This window comes from Fibrobacter sp. HC4 (assembly GCF_023373925.1).
Lineage (GTDB): Bacteria > Fibrobacterota > Fibrobacteria > Fibrobacterales > Fibrobacteraceae > Fibrobacter.
This window is the reverse complement of record NZ_JALCZV010000014.1, coordinates 61382-82655: the sequence shown is the minus strand read 5'-3', so window position 1 is coordinate 82655 and position 21274 is coordinate 61382. Positions and strand designations below refer to the sequence as shown.

Sequence of the window (21274 nt, the reverse complement as noted above, 5' to 3'; positions counted from 1 at the left end):
TTGACGACGAAAGTCAAACATACATCAAAATTTTATGAGGTTCGTATGATCCAGATTTCAGATACATCAGTGCTGTTTACCTTGGCCGAAGTTTTGGCTGCCTATGTGGAGGAGACCGAAGTCGTCAAGGAACTCCGGGAAAAGTTGGCTGGTGCCCAGCGAGACTTCGTCTACGACATGGAAAAGGACGAAGATTTTATTGAACGCGAATCCACGGCGCTGGCCCAGGAATTTGGGCTTTCGGAAAAGGCGACTGTTTGCCTGGGCATCGACATGAGTTTTTATGCCGTAAAAAAGACAGGCGACATCATGATGGGGGAAATGAACAAACTTTGCATGGGTCTGGAAAAGTTCAAGAACGCCGTGGAATCGGGTCATGATATCGAGAAGGCCATTGACGAGGTGACCCGGGAATGTGGCTTGGAAGATTGCTAGAAATGTTTGATATAAGGTGGCCCAGAATGTCTAATGTTTTAAAAAAGCACGGGCTTTGGTTTGAGTATGGCGGGAAGAATCCCGATGAAAGCTCACCTTCGCCCTTGGCCATGATTTACAGGAGCGAACTGGATTACGTCTCCCGCTGCATCCTGGATTATCCGGATATAGAAACGGGAGGCCAACTGTTTGGTTTCTGGACGTCCACGGGCATCCCCGTAGTTCTATATGCGATCGGCCCAGGACGGAATGCGAACCATCAGGAAACCTTCTTTAACCAGGACCTGGACTATTTGGTAAAGGTTGGTAATTTCCTGTTGGAAAAGTACGGGCTGCAACATATTGGGGAATGGCATTCTCATCATCAGTTGGGATTGGCACGGCCCAGTGGCCATGATGATTCCACCATGGTAAATAATATTTGCCGTTCCCATTTGCGTCGATTCTTGCTTTGCATTGGAAATTGTCAAGTGAAACGAGGAGTGGCCTTGGGGAATGGTGGTTCCGGTTATGCAGAACTGCGAACCACCTTTAACGCCTTCAATTTTCATGAGGATCATGGCTACGATTATGAGATGGCCTGTTGGAGTATCAAGGAGTGTGAATCTCCTTTTAGGCAGTTGGTGGATCAGGATTTGCAGGATGTGCTGATTCATCCGGAGTCCCCCAAACCCTGCCATGGAGAAGTGTACAAGGTTGAAGTGGCGAAGGACCGAGTGGTAAGCGAATTTGATGATGGTTATTGGCTCAATTCGGTTCAGAACAAGAAGGTCTTGGTGCAAATAAACAAGTTCCTGAAAGAAACGTCTTATCCTCAGAAAGTGTCTGTCATGCTGGATGAAAATCATCATGTGCACGTGATGGTGGGAAATGTTGACTTGTACTTTCCTGCGGAATTCCCGAAGGTTCCCGTAAGTGTTTCCATAGATGGAGTCACCGCGGGGGGAGAGGTTCAATGGAATTTTCAGGGAGATATTCTTGAAGCCTTTACCCAATATTATGCCGCGGTGACTCGGAATAGGCAACTTGAAAAAGAGGATGAATCATGTTTGCAGAATTGATAAACGCTTTATTGTCTCATCGTTCCGATGATGAGGACGACGATGAAGATGATGTTCGTCTCACGCCTGAACGGGTGCAAAGTGAAATTGGGGTGCTGAAACGGAAGAACGTTCCCGATAACGTCTATCACATTTACATGGGTGAAAAACCATATGCGGTATTTGCAGCCCGCACCAAGAGGAACCTGTATACGTTGCACATGGATTTGCGACGTTTCCCCAATGATGTGCCCAAGGTCTTTGTGACTCAGATGTTGAAGGATCGGGATGGAAATCGTCTGGATTCCTGCGATGGTTCCATGCATGTGCTGGATTCAGAACATGGCTGGACCCGTATCTGCCATTACGGAAATGCTTCCTGGAATCCGGGGGTGTCGCTGTACAAGATTTACGTGAAGTGCTGCCTGTGGCTAAACATGTATGAACTACATCTGGAAACTGGTAATGACATTGACTATTACCTGAATCATCAATCGTGATGGGGTTGCTCCCGCCCCCGGCCATGCATCTATGAACACATTTAAACAACAAATAGGTATCGTTATGAAAAAAGAAAACATTAAGATTTTTACCGCCTTCTCTGCAGATGGCTTTGCGGGTCGTGCTGAACAGAAACTGGGCGAAGAAATTCGTAAGCAGGGTGGTCAGGGATCTGGTCATTCCATGATTGACCTGGTATTTGATGAAACTACTGGAGAATTTCGCCAGGTGGCAAAAGGCCAGGCTCCTACCCAGGGAACTGTCGTTACGGGCATGACCAAGGAAGGTTTTGCATGTTAGCCTTTTTGGACCAGCAGGAATTACAGGAATTTCTAAATGGGAATCTTGTATCCTGGGAAGGAGTTGCCTGCGAATGGGAAGGGGAGGGGGTTGTCCATTTCCATATGTATCGCCCTGCCCATGGTTACGGCAGGGAATCTCTTTGCCTGTTTACTCGAGACCTTTGCGCTGTAGAAGATCCTGTGGAAGCTGAAAAGTATCGCTACTTGATTTTGGTAACGAAGAATTCTGCAGATGCATACTGCTCTACGGAAGTGACCAATGGCGTTTCATCCGAAAAACGGATTTCCCCATGGTGGCAGAAAATGGAACTGCAATTTATTCCCTCACGGGAAAATCTCTATTCCCGAAGTCAAGGAATTTTGGAAGTTGGTGCGCTTGTGTCTAAGCGGGTGATGATTGTTGGCTTGGGAAGTTTCGGTTCCCAAATTGCAATAGAACTTGCCAAGGCGGGCGTGGGTTCCTTTTCCCTACTGGATTTCGATAGGGTGGAATTGCACAATTTGATGCGCCATACTTGTGTGGTAAATGATTTGGGACGCCTAAAAACGGATGCTCTTTGTGATGCCATCCTGGGAAAAAATCCTTACGCACAGGTGGATCGGTTCCCGGTGGATATTAATCAGGATTTGACTCTGTTAAACAGAGAGGTCTCCAGGGCGGATCTGGTTATTTGTGCTACCGATAATAACAAGAGTCGATTTAACTTGAATGACTCCGTTGTAAGACATCGTAAGGTCTGCATTTTTGGCAGGGCCAATTCCCGTGCTGCCGGAGGAGACGTTTTCCGTTACGTGCCCGACGGCCCTTGCTACAATTGCCTACTTGGAAATGCTTGGTTTGACGCTGAAGCTGAGGAGATTACCAATGTAGAAAGCGCCCGACGTAATGGGCAGATTGCCGCCTATGTAAGTCCCGAGGAGGCGAATGCCGTGGTGCAAGTAGGTCTATCTGCTGATATCGCACCTATTTGCAATATGATGGTGAAAATCTCCTTGGTGGAACTTTCCCGTGGAATAGATTCCGGCATTTCCGCCCTCGAGAATGAGCTGGTGTACGATTACTACATGTGGGCAAACCGTCGTGAAAACCGCTTTGCCAATTGGAGCCCCATGCCTGGCGCAGGGCCAAAGCCAACCATCCTTCGATGGTACGGAAGCCATATTCGGCAACTTGACAATTGTGCCCAATGCAGTCAAGGTCCCATTGCTTTAGATGAAGGGGATGAATTGGAAGAGATGCTGAAAAAGTTCCAATAAAAAAAGTGCTCCCTTGGGGAGCACTGTTTCGAATGTTTACTTGACGGTAACTTGTTTTGTTTGTCCGGCAACTTTCAAAATGTAAGATCCGCTGCGGGGAAGGGTGAGATTGTTGGCGTTGCCCTTCGTGAACTTCTGGACAATGACAGGTCTTCCCTGCATATCAAAGACGTCTACAGCTCCTCGCCATCGTTATTCATGGTTACGCGGGAAATCGGCTTGACGGATTCGTTGGCGAAGACGGGATAGCTGTCTTCGCGGCCCCAGAGCTTCCTGTTCTTTTCGGTGTTGTTGACAGTGTTCAGGATCCAGGCCATTTCGTCGGACTTCATGTTGTCGGTCTTTAATCCCGAAGTATCCTTGACGGTGGCCGATCCGCCGACAGACTTGATGGCGGGAGTCTTGGTGCTGAACAAGGATGCGTCATAGTGGCAATTTTGCACATGGGATGATTCTGTAATGTAAGCGGAAACCGCACCAATCAAAGTGCCGGTAATATTTGACGAGGCATTGTAGCTGTTGGTTAACTTTTCGGATCCGAATAGGGAACCGAGAATGCCTCCCGCGTAGGAAGCCGTGGCAACTTTCGTAACGGTCACGGAACCGGTATTGAATACGTCGCTGACCGTGCCTCTGCTTGCGCCGACAACGCCGCCTGCCGTAGAATAGGAACTTGTGCCGGCCTTTGTTGACGTGCTGGCAATCTTGGCAATGATATTGCCCCAGTTGGAAGATCTCTCCACGAAGCCGAGGTTGCGGCCTACGATGCCGCCGGTGCTTGTGAATTTCATGTTGGTTCCCGAATTGTTATAGGAATTGCGGAAAATAATGGAGCCGTCGTTGAAGTTCCGATATAGGGAACCTTCATTACCGCCTGCAATACCGCCGGCAATACAGTCGTTATCAATATCGATCGGGACAAGTACCGTGGCGGCAACGACGTCACCATGGTTAACGCAGTCGAAAACTTTTCCGTATTGATTGAAAGAAACAATGCCTCCGGCTCGGGTGCCGTTTTCAAAGCCGCCCTCGGACGTCATTGTTGTTTTGGAGGTAACGGAACCGTAATTGGAGGAGTTGGATACGACTCCTTCGTTAATGCCGGCTACACCCCCTGCAGCATAAGCCTTCGTGGTGACGTCCACAGTCCCCGAGTTTTCGCAATTATCCACGAGGCCTCTATTAAAGGCTACGATACCCCCAGCGGTCGCACTTGCTTCTGTGACGGTTACCTTGTTATTGGCAACCCTCAAGTTCTTGATAACACCATCAGGAGAAAGGGCTCCAAAAAGGCCTGCAAATGTTCCCTGTTCTACATAATAGCCATAAATTGTGTGACCTGCACCATCGAAAGTGCCTGCATAGGCGGTGGTCGTGTCTTTTCCGATGGGGGTCCAGAGGCGGGAACTGGTCTGGGAGGAATCTGCGCCGAAAACAATATCGTTAGCCAACACCACATTGATCCCGTTAAAACCGTTCTTGACCTGGACACCGACCCAGGTTAATTCCTCGGCGCTGGTGATGGTGTAGAACACCTTGCCATCGATAACATTCTTCTCGATGGGTTCGCTGGCGGTACCGTTCCACTGTGCGAAAACGGCGGAACATGCTGCCGGTATTAAAAACGCAATTGTCTTGAAAGTCTTGCCAAAAAATTTAATCTTTATCGCCACACCCTTGGGGTAAAACGTAAAACCCAAATGTATTGTAAAATATACATCTGATGCGTAAAACCCGTCAAGTAGCGGGATTCCTAGATCACAACTGGCAAGTACTTGATTTCGGAGGAGTTTCCCTTGCTGCTCCTGCGCTGGGCCATGTGCATCTTCTTGTCCTTTAGCATGGCGTTGGCGGAATCGATGAAACGGGCGCAGGAAATATCCCCCTGGGCGGCCTGGAACTTGGCGAATGTGGCGATCAGGTCGAATGCCTCGGTGCATCGATCCCGCAGGTGGAGGTTCTGCTTCAGCTCCCGATGGCCTCGTGCATAGTTTCGCTCGGCGTCTGCCTGCAGGAAACTTTGGTTAATTCGGTCCAGTTCGTCGATCCAAACCTTGCAACCGCAACACTCCAGGGCATCTTCCCCGATAGAACGGGCGTTGTTCACCAAACGTCCGATCATACCGTAGGCTTGAAGCTGGTTTATCCGTGCGCTGGAGGGGAATTTCTGGAAAATGCTCCACAACTTCTGCCCGGCTTCACGTGCTGTGGGGTTGGGATGGCTGGCGGCCGCCTTGGCCACGGCGCGACACCGGTAATAAAAGGAGGAACGCTCCTCGTGGATGTTGTGGACTATGCGGTCGGGGGAATCCTGCAGCCCGGAATCAAAGTGTTGGCACATTTCCTGAAATGAACTTCTGAAATCCTCTATGAAGGAAGATGCTCCCGGAGTCTTGATGTCCTGCGCCATCTGCAGTAATTGATACTGGACTCCTCTAAACTCGAGGTTCCGCATGTCGTGAAACTTGATCTTGATGATTGACTTCATTTGAACTCCTTTTTTAACCCTACTCGCCTAAAATGCAAAAAACGCCCCCCGAAGTGTTGTGAAAACGACATTTTTTTTGAAAAAAGTTTCCCGAAGTGAGTGAAAATGGCCGATTTTAACGCAAAATGCCCATTTTGTGGGGAAAAGTGAGTGAAAAAGAGGGCAAATTTTCACCCTATGGTGGAACTTCGTGGAAAAGTTGGCGAGCATTTTTCCCAAAAAGGCAAAATAAGTTCCAGTCGCTTGAGGAAAATATCCCAAATTGGAATGATAATGCTCACAAAAAGTTCACAATATTGTAAGAAAGGAAACGTAAATGTGTAAAAAAGATTACATTTCCCAATATTATTACATTTTTGAGGACGCCCATGTCGACTACGAACACTAGAGAAGAAGTAAAGAATGTCTATACCCAGGTCACAGATTCCGCTGATCAGATATTGAATGAACTGAAGGCCGTGAATGCTCAAAACGATGAAAAACTTCAGGAAAAAGTGGGTGTTTTCATTGATGATCTAGAAAAACAAAAAGAACATTTTAAGGACTTGGTGGAGGAATTGGAACGCAATTCCGAATTTGACAAGTTCTCCATTGCCTTTTTTGGCCAGACTGGTGCCGGTAAGAGTACCATTATTGAATCTCTACGAATCCTGTTTGACGAAGAATCCCGCCGAAAGCAGATGGAACAGAATGGAGCCGACATGGCTTCGATCGAGAAGGATTTCCAGAAACGCTGCGATACCCTTGTAAGAGACCTGAATAATATTAAGGCGGGGTGCAAGAGAAGTGTCATGTCCTATGTGATCCCTGTGGTGACTTTGGTCGCTGGTTTTGCTGCTGGCTTTGTCGTAGGGGGCATGTAATGGCTAATGAGGAAAAAAAAGAAGAGCTTCGTATGGAAGCTCAAGGGGCATGGGGCACTGCCGCCTTGTTCCTTATTTCCATGGCTGTGTGCGGAAGTGGTTACCCAGTCGTTGCCTACATTGTGGCAGCCGTGGCTGTCGTTTGCGCCTTGGTGGGGGCAATTTTCTGCGCCGGCGCCTATGAGTCCAAGCTTTATACCCTGTCGGCTCTTATTCATACGCTGATTTCGTCAGGGGTTGTTTTTGTAGCTGGAGTGTTCTGCACCAATGTTGTCGTGAATCAGCAAAAGCTGGATACCATGGTAAACTTTGGCACAGATGGCTTTGTAGGGGTTTTCCGCAAATTCTTGATGGCTCTACATAGCTGGACAACGACAGGGCTAGAAGCTTTTGTTCAGAATGCTGCTGAAGGGGCTGATGTGTCTGTCGTTAGGGCTTCCTTAGTTTGCATTGCTGCCGCCTACCTTTTTTACGCCTTCTTCTCGATGATGTCCATTATTTGTATGATGTGCATGATTAAGAGGAAGTGGCTTGCTCTTATTGCCAGGGTGTTCAAGAAAGCGGTTGTAGAAAATCCTACTCCTAGTGATCAATTTGGATGGACTCCGTTTTATCCCTTACTGACTGCAATCACCATGTTTTTGTCCTTGTTCGCTTATGTCTTGGGTGCATGGTATTTTGGCATCGGTTTCGCGGTTATTGCTGTCATCGCTATTCTTCTTGGTTGGAGTCAAGTAAGTAGCGCCTTGTCCGATGGCAGAATCTTCCTGGCAACAACGGTTTCTACCATGCTTACCTTTGTCGGTTTGCTTTGGGCCAGTTCCTGTTTTTTGGGTGTGGTATTCTTCAATATGCCCAAGGAACCACTTGATTTTGGAATTTACGATTGCATGGGGTCAGTCACCCAAGCGGTCCATTGTGTTTCCCTAGTCTTTAAGGGCGGATTGGATACCTATTTGACAGAAACTTTGAATTCCTCCTTGTCTATAAATAGTGTTTACGCCTGCCTCCTGGTGTACTTTGGAATTTTATTCACTTCATTCTATTTCTTGATGAAGTGCCTTGCGGCCTTAGGCCGTTTAGTCAAGGGTTTGTTCCGCTGGTTGGCTTCCGATTCGATTGCTGTCCATCAGCAGCCCAAGGCTTCAAAGAATGAGCCCCAGGCAGCAAAAGCCGAAAAAGTTGCCGCAAAAACTCCTAAGACTGCCAGGACCGAAACTGCCAAGACTGTTGAGACCGCCAAGGCTGAAACCGCATCCAACGACTTGGCTGAATCTACAGACGAAAGACCTGGTATTTTGAGCCTGCTTAAGGCTTCGAAAAATAAAAAAATCCTTGTTCCCCACAAAACAGGAACGTGTTATTGATAACTTGATCGAATTGATCGAATTGAACCGATTGCGTACCACTGTAAAGTATTTTCAGGTCGATGGTGCCATTATTGGTAACGGTAGCCAGGACTTTACCAAGGATTACAAGACCTATTCCCTGAATATCAATGGGGAAGCTGCCCAGTTGGTAGATATTCCGGGTATTGAAGGAAAGGAAGAATACTTCAAAGATATTATTAGCCGTGCCTTGGGTAAGGCTCACCTGGTTTGTTATGTGGCTCGTGAATCCAAGGGCCTAGAAGAAAGTACCTTGGCTAAGGTGAACGATTATCTAAGAAAGAACGTAACCGAAGTCATTGGCATCCATAATATCCCGCTGCAACCGCAAAAGGAATATGAAGGCGATAACTACGTTAAGGATATTACCGAAAAGGTAAGTAAGGCCGCCAAGAACAATGTGAATATCGAAGAAAAACTTCGCTGTGTGGTGAAGAACGATCTTTACAAGAATACGTTTGGCGTTGCTGTGCTCCCGGGCTTGTGCGCCTTGGCCATGAACCGGGGGGTGACTACTTTTGAAAATCCCATGCTCCACCAGGATAACGAAGCGGTCTGTGATTCCCTGAAGACCTTACGCAGGCAGCAGAGTTCTTTCTTGAGTCGCGCAACCGAAATGGAACTTTTGCAGGTGAGCCGCTTAGCCGACTTGAGAAATTATATTATCCATAATTGCGAAAGCGCTCCCAGCCGCATTAAGAAGGCTGCCCTGGTGAGATTGAAGAGTACTCTGGAATCAGAGTATATCGCAACCATTAGAAATCAAAAGAATGTCATTGACAATTTTAGGAGCCAGGTCAATCAGAGAGCCGGCAGCTATATCTCGAATCTGGAACAGGCCGCTTATAGAATTAAGCGAAACTTGCCCAGTGCCGCCCAAAATGCAGTCTTTGATTTCTACCGGATTGATGTTCTAGAAGGAATCATCTATCCTCATATTGAACGGAATAAGAAAATCGTTGATGATGAGCTGGAATACACCATGAATAATCACAAATCTGATTTACAGGTTCGATTCCAGAATCGTGTTTCCAAGGCCATGGAAGAGGCCATCAATGATTTCTCTGCCAGAGTGCAGTCCTATACAGACGAATATGTTCGTGGCATGAAACTGGACATTGGCAACCTTTCTATGGAATTGCCTTCTATTTCTGTGGACTCCTTTAACATGGGAACCCTTGGCAATGTGGCGTTTACGATCGGTGGCTATGTGATGTCCGGTATTGCCATTGGAACGGCGTTCCCGGTGATTGGAAATATTGTCGGCGGTATTGTTGGTGCTGTTGTTGGCGTGCTGGTTTCAATCTTCAGTTTCTTTGAATCGGATGCATCCAAGATTCGTAAGTGCAAGAAAAAGGCGGCCGACGCTGTTGAAGATTCTGCTCGCGATGCCTGGTACGAAATGTCCGGCAAGATTAATAGCCATGCTGAAAGTCTTGCTTCGTGCCTAGACGCCAATATTGCTGATGCCAAGTATCAGATTGAATCTGCAATTAAATCCTATGAACTCGTTCAGTCTCTGGAAAAGAAGATGCTTCTGATTACAGAGGAAATCCAAAAGAATATCAATCAAATCAAGGTGGCTTAGCTATGTCTACAAATGAAAATGCTTTTTCTGCAGAAACCTTAAAGTTCATGGGCAAGTTGGACCAGTTCTCCGATTTGCTTAAGCAGGCTAAAGAAAAAACTCTGAACGATGAATTGAAGGTGTCGTTCCAGAAATCCATGGACAAGGTAGAAGCCTTAAAAGCCAGCATTCAGTCTGGCAAGTTGAAGATTGCCCTGGTGGGTGCCTTTTCTGATGGCAAGACCAGTACGGTGGCTGGGTTCCTGGGCCATGCAGATAGCAATATGAAAATTGCCGAAGAGGAATCTTCGGATGAAGTGATTGAATACGCTCCCCAGAATATCGATGCCGATGTGCCTCCCTGTGTGTTCGTGGATACGCCGGGGCTGTTTGGCCAGAAGTTCTCCAGCGTGACGGAGAATTATATTTCGGAAGCCCATGTGATTTTGTACATCGTGGCAGCAACCAATCCCTTGAAGGATAGTCACAAGGAGACTGTAGCTTGGTTAATGAACAAACTGAAAAAGTTCGACAATACCATCTTTGTCATTAACCGCATGGATGATGTTTGCGACTATACGGATCCTGATGATTTTGCTGCCAAGGAAGTGCATAAGAAGAACTTCCTAGTAGAAAATGTCTCTAGATTCTGCGGATTGGATGTTAATAGTGGTAAAATCAAGAATCTGAACATCGTGTGCATTTCCTCGGATCCCGAAGGAAAGGGCTTGCAGGATAATGGTGCCGGCCGCAAGAATTACTGGCTGACTCCAGAAAAGAGAGAACAGTACGAGAAGTATTCCAGAATGCAGAATCTTAGGGATATGGTCAATTCCGTGGTTAAGGAAATCCTTCCCCAGAAGCTGATTCAGGATACGGCACTCTCGGCTATCATTGAAGAATCCAAGGTGAATTTGCAGGCCCTGGACTATGAACAGCGTGAATTGAATCAGGCTGTCATTCCCGAAACCAAGAATACTGTGGAAGTCCTGGAAAGAGACCTGAATAATGCTTGCACGGACTTGAAGCGTGAAATTCGCCCTTGTCGTGAAGAACTCTTGGCCCTTGAACGTCGAATCGTTTCGAAGATTGATAGTTCCACTCCCGATACATTGCAAAGTGTCGTGGATGATGAAATTGGTTCTGGATCAGCCTACAAGCTGGAAGGCAACATCCAGGATATTCTGAAAGATCATTTTGAAGGAATTGTCTCTACAACCTGTCAAAAAATTCAGGCGGACTTGGATGTGGGATCCAAGAATATCGATGCAGCTCTGGGTTTGGTCAAGGGAGGTGCCGGTCTGCTTAAGAAGGCTGATGGCATTGACAAGGCCATGATTTTCGCAGGCCGCGACCTTCTGGGAAAGGTTGGCATTGCCATCAAGTTTAAACCCTGGGGCGCTGTAAAGTTGGCTAATTTTGCCGGAAAGACATTGCCCGTGGTTGGTGCGGCCGTTTCGCTTGTTGCCGATGTGGCTGGCATTATCATGAATAAGGCCAACGAAGAAAAGTTTAGAAAGGCTCAGCTTAACTTGAAGCAGGGAATTCAGGATGCCTTCAAGGATATCTATCTGCAGCTGAATGATGAATCGATATTCTTCCAGACCTTTGCCCCTCAGGTTTACGAAATCGAAAATCAGATTGACCAGGCAAAGCAGGTTCTGTTGTCCTATCAGGAAAATGAACGTTTCTGCTCCGAAGTCCAAAAGAAAATGTTGGCCTTCTGGAAGGGTGAAGATGTGGATTTGACTTTTGAGAAGAAACCTCTGGCTAAGGACAAATATTCACCTTCCAGGGAAGAACCATCGAAGAAGGGCTTTTTCGCTTCACTGTTTGGCCGTTTCCGTTAACGGCTGGAAGGGCTTTTGTTGCTCCTTTCTAGTGCACCATCAGCGTCAGGTTCTTTCTGATTTGTTCCACCTGCTCCCCGGAGTAGGTGCGTTCTGTCTTGTCTGAGCTGTATGGGAATATGATGTTGCGGCGGTCGGGGCAGTTGTCTATGTTTTCGCTGGTATTCACCTTGGCGCAGTAGGGGGTGTCTTCTAGGCCGTCTTCGACGTTGGACTTGTCCAGGTCTCCTTCCATGTCGTTCTTGGAAGAGGATGTATGGCGCAGTCCCAGGAAGTGCCCCGCCTCGTGAACGGCTGTCTCGGCAATGTCGTTTGAGCTTTGTGCCGTTGGCTTGCCCGTGACGCGGTTGTGGGTTCCCAGTACCACGTAGGAGTAGTTGGGGATTGAGGCGTCTAGGTGCCCTCCGAATCTAGGGGCAAAACCGAGAATGTTCGGCCGGTCTATGTAGTAGCCTAGCATCAGGTTTAGGGCATTTTCGTGGCCGTTCCACTTTTCCAGCAGGCTGTAGTTGGCGAATACTCGACCGTAGGGGAGGACGTAGGCGCTATCTTCGGGGAACATTTGGCCGTGTAACTCGTGTTCATGGGCGTGGAGTACGGTGATTTTGTCAACGAATACTCCTCCGTTGTTAAGGGCTTCGTTCATGCGGGCCTTGATGGTTTCGGCCAGCGTGGTTTCGCTTGCCTTGTCCGATGTGCCCATGTACTTGCCGATAACGATCAGGTTTATGTTGAAGTGGCTGGAGTACTTTCCGGAGCCTTCAAAGAGGAACCCTTTTGTCGGTTCCTTATAAAATGAGCAGTCCTTGTTGTGTAATCTTGTTTTATAGAAATCGCTTGATTTCAGGTTTTCCGCATTAATGGGGAAGTACCAGTAATCGATGGAATCCTGCGCCTGGATCGTTGTGGTGTAGGTCGAATAATGATAAAGGCTTAGTTCCGGGGCGATAGTGTCCGATCCCTTCTGGAACCGTACGGAATAGCTCCCGCCCTGGAGAATGTTCAGGAAAACTCCTCCGTCTGCAAGCCTGTGGGAGGCGGAATCGTTATTGGCCTTGTCGTTGGGGTATGCGTATATGTAATCGTCGTAGTCTGAATTCCAGTACAGATCGCAAACTGCCGATGAACTGCTGTAGGGAAGGGTGTCGATAATGATGTGGACGGAATCAACGGGGAACTCTTCGACCCAGGTGCTTGAACTGGATGCAGGTTCCTCGTAGTCGTCGTTTACGCGGACTTTTATCCAGCGGTTATTATTGGCGCAAATGTAGAAGGCGTTTTCTTCGGGAACGAAAATCTTAAGGCCGTAAAAGACGGGTTGACACTGGCCAATTTCGTAACCTTCATCGGTGAAGTAGGTCTTTGAGGATTCCGTGGTTCCTGCGTTCGTGTTTTCCTGTTCCGTGGAGGATATGTCGGAGTTGTCGGAACAGGCTTGCAAAAGGAGGAGGCTGAGGGGGACTATGACCTTAAGGATTTTGTGAAACATTTATTCCTCGGTCAGGAACCATTCCCAGTAGAGCCTATAGTCTTTGCCCTTGGCATCGGACTGCGAGATTTCTTCGTAGTTTTCCAGGTAGCCGATTTGTCCCTGGGAGGCGCAGTTGCCGGAGGAATAGTCGTCGTGGTAGTTGACGTCGATATCGAGGACCTTTGCGCAGATGACCAGGGAATCGATTCCCTTGGGTATTGTAACGGAGGCTGTTTTGCTTCCGCTCCAACTGCGTTTGTCGTCGAGACTGAGGAGCTTGTTGATGGACAGGATTGCGCCTTGGATTCCGTCTGCGTAGGTTTTGATGGAAAAGCTGAATTGGGGGTCGCCTGCGCCATCGAAGCCGTCCCAGTTCTTGGATACCTGCTCGTAGGAAGTCATGGTCAGGTACAGCTCCTTGGCTGTCTCTAGGTAGTAGGCGATGCTGCTGGAAGATGCTTCTTCGGGTTCGGCTGCGGAACTGCAGGGCGGCTCCTCGGGTTCGTCGTTGCTGCTGGAGGAAATTTCTTCGGGCTCCTCGATGTATTCTACGGAACTGCTAGATTCCTTGGACGTGGAGGAACTGGATTTGGTGTCGCGGTGTTCGCGGTACCACTTGTCGGAGCAGACATAGTAGGCGTCTTCGCTGATTACGTAGGCGATTTCGCCAGCATTTTCGTCGGTACAGTCATTCAGGTCGTAGAAGGTATCGAATTTTTTCTCGGAGGATTCTTCGTCGGGCACATCGAGGAGGGAGTCGTCACTGCATGCGGACAGGGCGATAATCAAAGAAATCGCCACCGTTCTTGTTAAAAATTTAATGAATTCCATAAAGCATACTCCTTGACTTAAATATAAAAAATGAACGTTTTTTTTAAAGTTTGCGATTGATTTGCGTCACGGGGTAGATTTTAATTTTTTTTCTACATTTGCCCCCGTGGATAAGATTAGAGAGTATATTCCCGAGGATTCAATTTTCGAGCGGCTCCTGTTGCTGCTCGTGGTAATCGTCGCCATCAAGTTTCTTGTTTGGTCCTTTCACAAGGTGATCGGTCGTATGACCAAGCGCGGGCTGGACCCGGCGGCGGTGCCCCTGATAACAGATCTGTTCAGGTATTCCCTGTATGTAATAGGCCTTCTTGTAGGGCTGAATATTTTTGGCGTGAATACCAATGGAATTTTGGCCATGATCGGTGCCGCGAGCCTTGCCATTGGCCTTGCCCTTAAGGATACCCTGTCAAATGTGGCTTCGGGTATTTTGCTTTTGTTCCTTAACCCTTTCAAGGCTGGGGATTACATCGAATGCGGAAATGTCAAGGGAAAGATCGGTGGTATCGGGTTGTTTAATACGACCCTCAAGACGACGGATGGCCTGTATGTCTCTGCCCCGAACAGTTCCCTGTGGGGTGCTCCCATTGTGAATTTCAGCCGCAATAAGGTTCGCCGACTGGATTTGTCCGTTGGGGTCGCCTACGGCGCTTCCTTGGACGAGGTGTTTGATATTTTCCGCAAGATGGTCGCCGCAGAAGATCGTTTCCTGAAGGATCCTGCCTCCGCGATCTTTGTTGAGAATTTGGCCGACAGCAGCGTGAACGTTTCGGTACGCGTGTGGGTTCGTGCCAGTGATTTCCCGAGCCTTAAACGGGAATATCTCGAGAAGATAAAGAAATTGCTGGACGAAGGCAAGATTGAAATCCCCTTCCCCCAGCAAGTGGTTTACCTGAAACAGGATTGACTTTTACTCTAGACTACATTTCGTGGAGGTTGTAGCCTAGCATGACTCGGCCGCCGTTGTTGGCAAATCGGGAAATCTCGATGGTGATGGGATCGTTTGTGACGGTCTCGAATTCCACCATTTCGAAGGTGTTGCCGTAGGACATGGAACGGTAATATTTCTTGGAACCGTTTGCCTGGGGGACAGCAACACTCAGGTCCAGATCTTGCTGAATTCGACCGTTTGCAATCTGGTAAATGCCGGAGTTCAGCCAGGAAATGGCGAGCTTGTATTTTTTACCCTTGACCAGGTTCTTCTCGACGAACTTGATGGGTCCATTTTTGAAGAAGTCGTTGTTGTCGCCGATCCAATAGCGGGAACGGTTGCCCTTGATCATACCGCTGAAATTGGGACGGAACATGCCTACTTCAGACCCGCCTCCGTTATAGTTGTCCTTGGTGTAGCGGTTCCTGAGGATGTCGCTAAGGCCGGATGTGAGCAGCAAGGCCTTGACAACTTCGGGATGCCACTTGTAGAACGGATTCTTGGAAATCAGGTCGGTCACCATGGCTGCGGCCAGGGTGGGGGCGGCGCTGGGGTTGGCGGTAACGGCATCGTGGTCTACGAACTGGCCTGTCATAATCTGGGTCACCTTCTTATGACCGTTCAGGTACAGGTAGGTCATGGCGGAGATTTCGGGCTTGACATAGCTGTATCCGTTCTTGAAGTACGGGTTTACATCGTCGTGGGGGAGCATTTCGCCATTGTAGTATTGGTAGGGGGCTACGGAAATGGCGTTGTTGGCCAGGGCGAAGTTGTTCCTTTCGGCCATGGTTGCGAAGTCGATGGTTCTGTTATGGTAGATGAAGTCGTCCAGGATGGCGGCTTCTTCGTCATAGGTCAGCTTGTAGGCTTCGTTATCCTTGAAGATGTAGCCGAAGTAGGAATAATCGTGGACGCCGACGGCAAGGTCTTCGTTTCTGGGGCTATCGGGAAGATAGGTGTAGAAGTCCACGCTGTTGGCGCATGCGGCGTCAAAAAGGTACACGTTGGCAAAGGGCGCGATGTCCATGGCCAGAGTTACGTTGTAGGTTAGTTCCTCGGTCCTGTTGTAGCCGCGGCTCATGCTGAGGTTACATCCTGTCTTTTGCGTAAAGTTGACGTAACCGGGGAATGCCGTACCTTGGCTCATAAAGAACATCCTGGTGGCGACACCGACATAGCCGTTGTCATGGGCGTAGTTTCGAATGCCGTAGACGGAGTTCAGGCCGTTCTTGGTCATGTACATTTCGTTGTTGACCCTGTAGAAGCTGCCCTGGTAATCGTACATGTCGGCACCGAACATGACGGAGTAGGGTGTGGTCTCGTAGGGATATATACCCCTGTAACGGACCTTGATCTGGGGCGTATCATAGTCACCGACTACGGAAGTGTAGTGGTCTTCGAAGTCCTGGACCCTGGTCTTGAATTCGCTAAGGGGAATGTTGGAGCGTTCGTTGAAATCGAAACGATCCGCGTAACCGGTACTGTTGTCGTTGGTGAAGGAGGCGACGACATATCTGCCCAGGCTGGGCTCCTGTTCATTGGGGTTGTAAAGGTCTGCCATGCTGTTGTACAGGCCGCTGTATCTGGTGGCCAGTGGCGTAGCTTCCTGGACCTTCGCCTTTTTCAGAAGGACGGGCTGTTTCTGGTTTGAACCCAGGGCTCGTCCAAGGACGTCCCTTTTTAGCCGGACAGTATTTTCGGAGGCGGAGGCGCACAGGGCCAACGAACCTACGACTACCATTGTTGTAAGTTTTTTCATCTTTGTTCCTTTGTTTGTTACCCTACACAAAAAGATGTGTAAAAACTAATAAATTATACAGTTGTTTCTTAACTTGTACTAAACTATACGTTGTTTTTGTTTACAACAAAGAAATAGAACTTCTGGATGGGCGCAGGATTTTTTTGGGGAAAAAGAAAAAGGCTTCTGGAGTGAACCAGAAACCTTTGAAAATACCCGGATCGCGATTCGAACGCGAGTCTGATCCTTAGGAGGGACCCGTTCTATCCAACTGAACTATCCAGGCAACAACTACGGCGGGGCCTTAGGCCTACTGCCATAAGCGCAACCAAATATAGTATAATTTTTTTGTGGGCGGGAGAAAATACTATCTTTTTGAACGTGAAGAAATCCTTTGTTGTTCTTATCGCGATTTTTGGCGTATTGCTCCTGCTGCCCTTTACTGTGCAGACGGTGGTTGATTTTTGTGGTACCTCCGATGAAGAGGCTGATTCTTCTGTTTCTGGCGGTCCGCGGCTCTTGTCCTTTGACATTTTCAAGGATACTTTTTACGGGCCTTTCAAGCGTGAGGCTTCCATGGTGGATAACGCCCGCAAGTTGAAGGCTGCCTGGCATGACGCCCGTGAGAACGTTGCTGCCGGCTCCAATGAGGGGGAACTGTCCCAGAATCTGGAACCTGTGGTAAATGCCCTTTCGGATCTTGAATCTGCGACTTTTGCGGTAAATACTTATGCGCAGCTGGACACGGCTGACGATGACTACAAATTGCTCCGCCGTGCTGACACTCTGTTGTATGTTCTGGAAGATGAACCGGAACATTTCCCGGAACTGGATTCCTGTTTGCGCGTGATTACGGAACGCTTTAGTGATTTTTCTGTATTGCGCGCCTTGGATGGTATTAGACGTTATGGTGTCTGGAAGGGAAGCTATCTCAGGGCTTTCGAAAAAACTGTGGAAAATGAAAATGCCTTGGTTCTGGCCATTCGTCCCAAGTACCAGCTGACGGTGTGGAAACTGTTCAGTGAGCCGGGCGAGAAGGTGGTCCTGGGGAATAATCCAGCAGATCTTTCTTCTGACCCGTGGCTTTATTACCGCCAGGATGTGGAATTTCTGGTTCAGCCGTCTCCGTTTGATGAACGCGCAGCCAAGTTAGACGATCCCATTAAGGCAATCCAAAAATTTAGGGACCAACTGAAAGCCAAGGGTGTGGAACTTCTGGTGGTGGTGGTTCCTGGTAAACCCAGCATCTACCCGGAACGACTGACCGGAGATAATGATATTAAGCCTGTGATGGGTGGCGGCGACTATAGAGGTCATGGCAAGACCGTTCTGGATAGCCTTACTGCCCTGGGCTTCAATACGGTAGACCTTTACACTCCCTTGTGGGCGGCCAAGGCCAACGATGGTGAACTGGGTGCCCTGTACTTGAATGACGATACCCACTGGACTCCTCGAGGCGCGGAACTGGCTGCCTGGGAAATCTACACCAAGGTTCAGAAGATGGTGGAAGATAGTCTGGTTGATGTGGGACCGGAATCTATAGAGTATGATGTTCAGGATAGTGCCGCAGACCGTATGGGTGACATCGGAGAAATGAGCGGCCTGAACAAGTTCAATGTGTTTAAGTCCCAGAAGGTGATGGGCCATGTGGTTGTCCCATTCAAGGATGATTTCCGCAATGCGAAGATCCTGATTCTCGGGGACAGTTTCAGCCGAATTTACCAGACGGATTCCCCGGTGAACGCCGGCTGGATCGCGCATTTCGCCAAGGACATGAAGCGTCCGGTGGCAAGCATTGTAAGCGATGGCGGTGCAAGTACCTTGGTCCGCGAAAAGCTGGCTCGTCGAGCTGGTGTGCTGAAGGGCAAGAAGCTCTTGATCTGGGAATTTGTGGAACGCGATCTGCGCTTTGGCGCAGAAGGCTGGAAGACGGTAGACTTTTAATCAAGGAAGTTGTGTATGGCAAGACGTGGAACTCCCACTCCGGGACAGGCAATTTTGGAAGGCATCGAATGGCTTAAGATGGACAAGGCTGAATTCGCCCGTCGCATCGGCGTGTCTATGGAAATGTTGGAAGCCCTGATTGCTGGAACCCAGCCCATTACTGCGGACCTGGCTTCTGCACTGGAATCTGTAACCGGCAGCCCCGCCGCCTACTGGAAAATGTTGGAACGTAAGTCCCGTTGTGCTTTTGCCGATGCTACGTCTGGAGCCTCGAACTTGGAGCCGAACAAATGAATATTACTGATGCTGTATCCTACATGTGTGACTTGGCCAAGAAAGAGGCTCAGCAGTTTGATGTAATTGCTTCTACTTCCCATTCTGAAGGTCTGTCCGTTTTTCAGGGACAGGTACAGAATACAGAAATTTCTGACTCCGTCGGTCTCGGTGTCCGCGTGATCAAGGATGGCCATCCGGGTTATGCCTATACGGAACGTCTGACCAAGGAAGCGGTGGCGCAGACTTTGAAGGATGCTCTCTGTCATACTCAGTGGACGGAGTCCATCGATATCCAACTGCCCAAGCCTGTGGAAATGCCGGATGAATATCCCAACTACAACCCGGCCCTGGAATCCCTGAACTTGCAGCAGATGAAGGACTTCTGTATCGAACTAGAAAAAGAGACCTTCGCGAAGTCCAAGGAAATCGAGAACATTCCGTACCTGGGTGCGGATATGACCAGCGCCTCTTCTGTGATTGCCAATAGCGAAGGCGTATTCTACAAGGGTAAGTCCAATTCTGCATCCGCAGGGGCTGGTGCCGTAGCTGTCCGCGATGGCGTCAAGAAACTTGGAAACTTCGTGAAGTCCGGTCGCGACTGGAAGCAGTTCAGTATCGATGAAATCGCGACGAAGACGGCTGACTATGCCACGGAACTTTTTGGTGCCAAGAAAATCGAGGGCGGCAAGATTCCCGTGGTGTTCTCGGAAAGAGTTTCTGCCCGCATTGTGGGAATGTATTGCTCCGCTTTCGAAGCCGAAGCCATGCAGAAGGGACAGTCCCGCCTGGCCGGCATGGAAGGTCAGATGGTGGCTGGCGAAAAGTTCTCCATCGTTAACGACCCTCAGGGCGAATTGTTCCAGCACAAGTACCGCTGCGACTCCGAAGGCTGTGTGGCCAAGCGTGTGGAAGTGGTAAAGAACGGCGTGTTCAACGAAGCCCTCTACAATCTTGAGACGGCGGCCAAGGCTGGCCGCGAGACCACCGGCAACGGCGCCCGCGATTTCGGCAGCAAGATGGGGACTTCCTTTAACAACTTGCTGGTTCCCGCAGGTGAACTGACTACGGCCGGTTTGCTGAAGCTGTTCCCCAAGTGTCTGCTGGTTGTTCGCCTGGAAGGTGGCTCCGGCTGTAACGCCATTAGCGGTGAACTGTCTATGGGCGCTCACGGTTTCTGGTGCGAAAATGGCGTCATCCAGCATCCTGTAGATGGCGTGACCCTCAGCGGCAACTTCTTTGACATCATGAAGAACGTGGTGGATGTGGGGAACGAATACCGGGACCCCTTCGGAACCTACATGGTGCCGGCATTAGCCGTAAGCGAACTCAGCGTTAGCGTTTAAAAAAAACGAGCCTGCGGGCTCGTTTTTTTAGTTATGAGCTGTGAGCAGTTGGCTAAAGTAAGGCGCCTTCGGCGCTATTATAATGACTCTTTGCTCAATGCTGAAAACTGATGGCTGAGTAGGGCGCTTCCGGCACGATTATCTAGCTCAAAGGAGCCGCAGGCTCCGCCCTCATCACTCGTACCTCACACCTTTGCTTGCTTCTTCTGACGGTAGATCATTACGATCAGCCAGATGAGGCCGCTAAGGACCATGACGCTGCAGAGCGTCTGGCCGCGGCTCATGCCGAAGAGGTCGTTACGTCCAAGGTGTGCGTCAGACTTTCTGAAGAACTCGATGAAGAAGCGGAAGAGGCCGTAGCCCATCAGGTAGAGGCAGGGCATCTTGTCCTTGAGCAGCGGGATGCGCCTCAGGTTGTACAGGAGCACGAACAAGATAACACCCTCGAAGCACATTTCATAGAGTTGGCTTGGGTGATGCAGAATCGGGTTGGACAGGGGACTATCGTGGGCTAGCGGGAAGTACATGCCGATGGGGCTCGTTGTGACTTCTCCAAAGAGTTCGCCATTGATGAAGTTGCCCCAACGGCCCCAGGTATAGGCCAGGGGAGCTGCCAGGAAGCATAGGTTCAGGCCCTGCCAGACATCCATCTTGTTTCGCTTGAGACCGATAATGGTAAAGACGATGCCCAGGATGAGTCCGCCGTGGTAGCTCATGCCGGCGATACCGCTAAAGTGGTATCCCAGGGCGTCGTGGGTCATGGGCAGCAGGATTTCGGTGGGGTTGGCCAGGTAGTAGCCAGGCTTGTAGAAGATCACATAGCCCAGTCGTGCGCCCAGGATGATACCGGCGATAATCCAGGTGAACAGGCTGTCGAACTGGTCCTTGGTGTAGCCCAGCTTGTCCTTCTTGTTGATGTGCCACAGCGTAAGGTAGGCTGTGACGAAGGCGAAGATGTACATGATGCCGTACCAGCGCACCGGGAAGTTGCCAAGTTCAATGGCGGTACCGTCAAAGTAAGTGGGAATCAAGTTCCACCAAGATAAATCCAT

20 protein-coding genes and 1 tRNA gene are annotated in these 21274 nt (G+C 49.1%); 13 read left to right on the top strand and 8 right to left on the bottom strand.

All coding sequences use genetic code 11. The annotated features are described in order from the left end of the window. Positions 1 to 45 precede the first annotated feature (45 nt). From MMG03_RS10410 to MMG03_RS10390, 5 genes are all read left to right on the top strand, one after another. A complete protein-coding gene (locus tag MMG03_RS10410) occupies positions 46 to 435 on the top strand; it encodes a hypothetical protein (RefSeq protein ID WP_073286418.1) in 390 nt (129 codons plus the stop codon). Positions 436 to 461: 26 nt separating this feature from the next. Beyond that, the gene (locus tag MMG03_RS10405) at positions 462 to 1496 is read left to right on the top strand and encodes a Mov34/MPN/PAD-1 family protein (protein ID WP_139259218.1); all 1035 of its coding nucleotides are present in this window, start codon (positions 462 to 464) and stop codon (positions 1494 to 1496) included. Continuing rightward, positions 1481 to 1975, top strand: coding sequence for a hypothetical protein (locus MMG03_RS10400; protein ID WP_073286412.1), 495 nt, complete (start codon positions 1481 to 1483; stop codon positions 1973 to 1975). Before MMG03_RS10405 ends, MMG03_RS10400 begins: the two co-directional genes overlap by 16 nt. Positions 1976 to 2039: 64 nt before the next feature. Further along, positions 2040 to 2276, top strand: a complete 237-nt coding sequence (locus tag MMG03_RS10395) for a hypothetical protein (protein WP_073286410.1) — start codon at positions 2040 to 2042, stop codon at positions 2274 to 2276. Next, positions 2270 to 3535 carry a ThiF family adenylyltransferase gene (locus tag MMG03_RS10390; protein ID WP_073286407.1) on the top strand — a complete coding sequence of 422 codons (1266 nt, stop codon included), beginning with the start codon at positions 2270 to 2272 and terminating at the stop codon, positions 3533 to 3535. The genes MMG03_RS10395 and MMG03_RS10390 overlap by 7 nt, the downstream gene beginning before the upstream one ends. Positions 3536 to 3571: 36 nt before the next feature. On the opposite strand, the gene MMG03_RS10385 is transcribed toward MMG03_RS10390, so the two are convergent. Genes MMG03_RS10385 through MMG03_RS10375 form a run of 3 tightly spaced genes read right to left on the bottom strand, consistent with a single transcriptional unit; the run spans position 3572 to position 6023 of the window. Then, entirely contained in the window at positions 3572 to 3697 is a 126-nt protein-coding gene (locus MMG03_RS10385; RefSeq protein ID WP_083539775.1) for a hypothetical protein, read from the bottom strand. 11 nt (positions 3698 to 3708) lie between these two features. Next, positions 3709 to 5235, bottom strand: coding sequence for a hypothetical protein (locus MMG03_RS10380; protein WP_073286404.1), 1527 nt, complete (start codon positions 5233 to 5235; stop codon positions 3709 to 3711). Between the two features lie 53 nt (positions 5236 to 5288). Then, on the bottom strand, positions 5289 to 6023 hold the full coding sequence (locus MMG03_RS10375; RefSeq protein WP_249506217.1) for a DUF6261 family protein: 735 nt from the start codon (positions 6021 to 6023) through the stop codon (positions 5289 to 5291). Between the two features lie 368 nt (positions 6024 to 6391). Between MMG03_RS10375 and MMG03_RS10370 the strand changes: the two genes are divergently transcribed. Genes MMG03_RS10370 through MMG03_RS10355 form a run of 4 tightly spaced genes read left to right on the top strand, consistent with a single transcriptional unit; the run spans position 6392 to position 11691 of the window. Beyond that, entirely contained in the window at positions 6392 to 6886 is a 495-nt protein-coding gene (locus tag MMG03_RS10370) for an AAA family ATPase (RefSeq protein WP_073286399.1), read from the top strand. Continuing rightward, a complete protein-coding gene (locus MMG03_RS10365) occupies positions 6886 to 8253 on the top strand; it encodes a hypothetical protein (protein WP_249506216.1) in 1368 nt (455 codons plus the stop codon). The genes MMG03_RS10370 and MMG03_RS10365 overlap by 1 nt, the downstream gene beginning before the upstream one ends. A gap of 13 nt (positions 8254 to 8266) precedes the next feature. After that, entirely contained in the window at positions 8267 to 9862 is a 1596-nt protein-coding gene (locus tag MMG03_RS10360; protein WP_249506215.1) for a GTPase domain-containing protein, read from the top strand. Between the two features lie 2 nt (positions 9863 to 9864). Further along, entirely contained in the window at positions 9865 to 11691 is a 1827-nt protein-coding gene (locus tag MMG03_RS10355; RefSeq protein ID WP_249506214.1) for a LeoA/HP0731 family dynamin-like GTPase, read from the top strand. Positions 11692 to 11719: 28 nt separating this feature from the next. Here MMG03_RS10355 and MMG03_RS10350 read toward each other — a convergent pair whose 3' ends face one another. Both MMG03_RS10350 and MMG03_RS10345 read right to left on the bottom strand, forming a co-directional pair. Beyond that, a complete protein-coding gene (locus tag MMG03_RS10350) occupies positions 11720 to 13180 on the bottom strand; it encodes a M43 family zinc metalloprotease (protein WP_073286390.1) in 1461 nt (486 codons plus the stop codon). Further along, on the bottom strand, positions 13181 to 13993 hold the full coding sequence (locus MMG03_RS10345) for a hypothetical protein (RefSeq protein ID WP_073286387.1): 813 nt from the start codon (positions 13991 to 13993) through the stop codon (positions 13181 to 13183). Positions 13994 to 14099: 106 nt separating this feature from the next. Between MMG03_RS10345 and MMG03_RS10340 the strand changes: the two genes are divergently transcribed. Then, positions 14100 to 14897 carry a mechanosensitive ion channel family protein gene (locus MMG03_RS10340; protein ID WP_073286494.1) on the top strand — a complete coding sequence of 266 codons (798 nt, stop codon included), beginning with the start codon at positions 14100 to 14102 and terminating at the stop codon, positions 14895 to 14897. Between the two features lie 13 nt (positions 14898 to 14910). Here the strand turns inward: MMG03_RS10340 and MMG03_RS10335 are convergent, their stop codons facing one another. Next, the gene (locus MMG03_RS10335) at positions 14911 to 16680 is read right to left on the bottom strand and encodes a hypothetical protein (RefSeq protein WP_141100386.1); all 1770 of its coding nucleotides are present in this window, start codon (positions 16678 to 16680) and stop codon (positions 14911 to 14913) included. 192 nt (positions 16681 to 16872) lie between these two features. Then, positions 16873 to 16945: transfer RNA gene (locus tag MMG03_RS10330), tRNA-Arg, on the bottom strand. Positions 16946 to 17040: 95 nt separating this feature from the next. Here MMG03_RS10330 and MMG03_RS10325 point away from each other — a divergent pair. Genes MMG03_RS10325 through MMG03_RS10315 form a run of 3 tightly spaced genes read left to right on the top strand, consistent with a single transcriptional unit; the run spans position 17041 to position 20222 of the window. After that, positions 17041 to 18603, top strand: coding sequence for an alginate O-acetyltransferase AlgX-related protein (locus MMG03_RS10325; RefSeq protein ID WP_101480131.1), 1563 nt, complete (start codon positions 17041 to 17043; stop codon positions 18601 to 18603). Positions 18604 to 18618: 15 nt separating this feature from the next. Next, the gene (locus MMG03_RS10320) at positions 18619 to 18897 is read left to right on the top strand and encodes an XRE family transcriptional regulator (RefSeq protein WP_249506213.1); all 279 of its coding nucleotides are present in this window, start codon (positions 18619 to 18621) and stop codon (positions 18895 to 18897) included. Continuing rightward, entirely contained in the window at positions 18894 to 20222 is a 1329-nt protein-coding gene (locus MMG03_RS10315) for a TldD/PmbA family protein (RefSeq protein ID WP_249506212.1), read from the top strand. The genes MMG03_RS10320 and MMG03_RS10315 overlap by 4 nt, the downstream gene beginning before the upstream one ends. Before the next feature lie 185 nt (positions 20223 to 20407). Here MMG03_RS10315 and lgt read toward each other — a convergent pair whose 3' ends face one another. After that, the gene (gene lgt / locus MMG03_RS10310; protein ID WP_249506211.1) at positions 20408 to 21274 is read right to left on the bottom strand and encodes a prolipoprotein diacylglyceryl transferase; all 867 of its coding nucleotides are present in this window, start codon (positions 21272 to 21274) and stop codon (positions 20408 to 20410) included.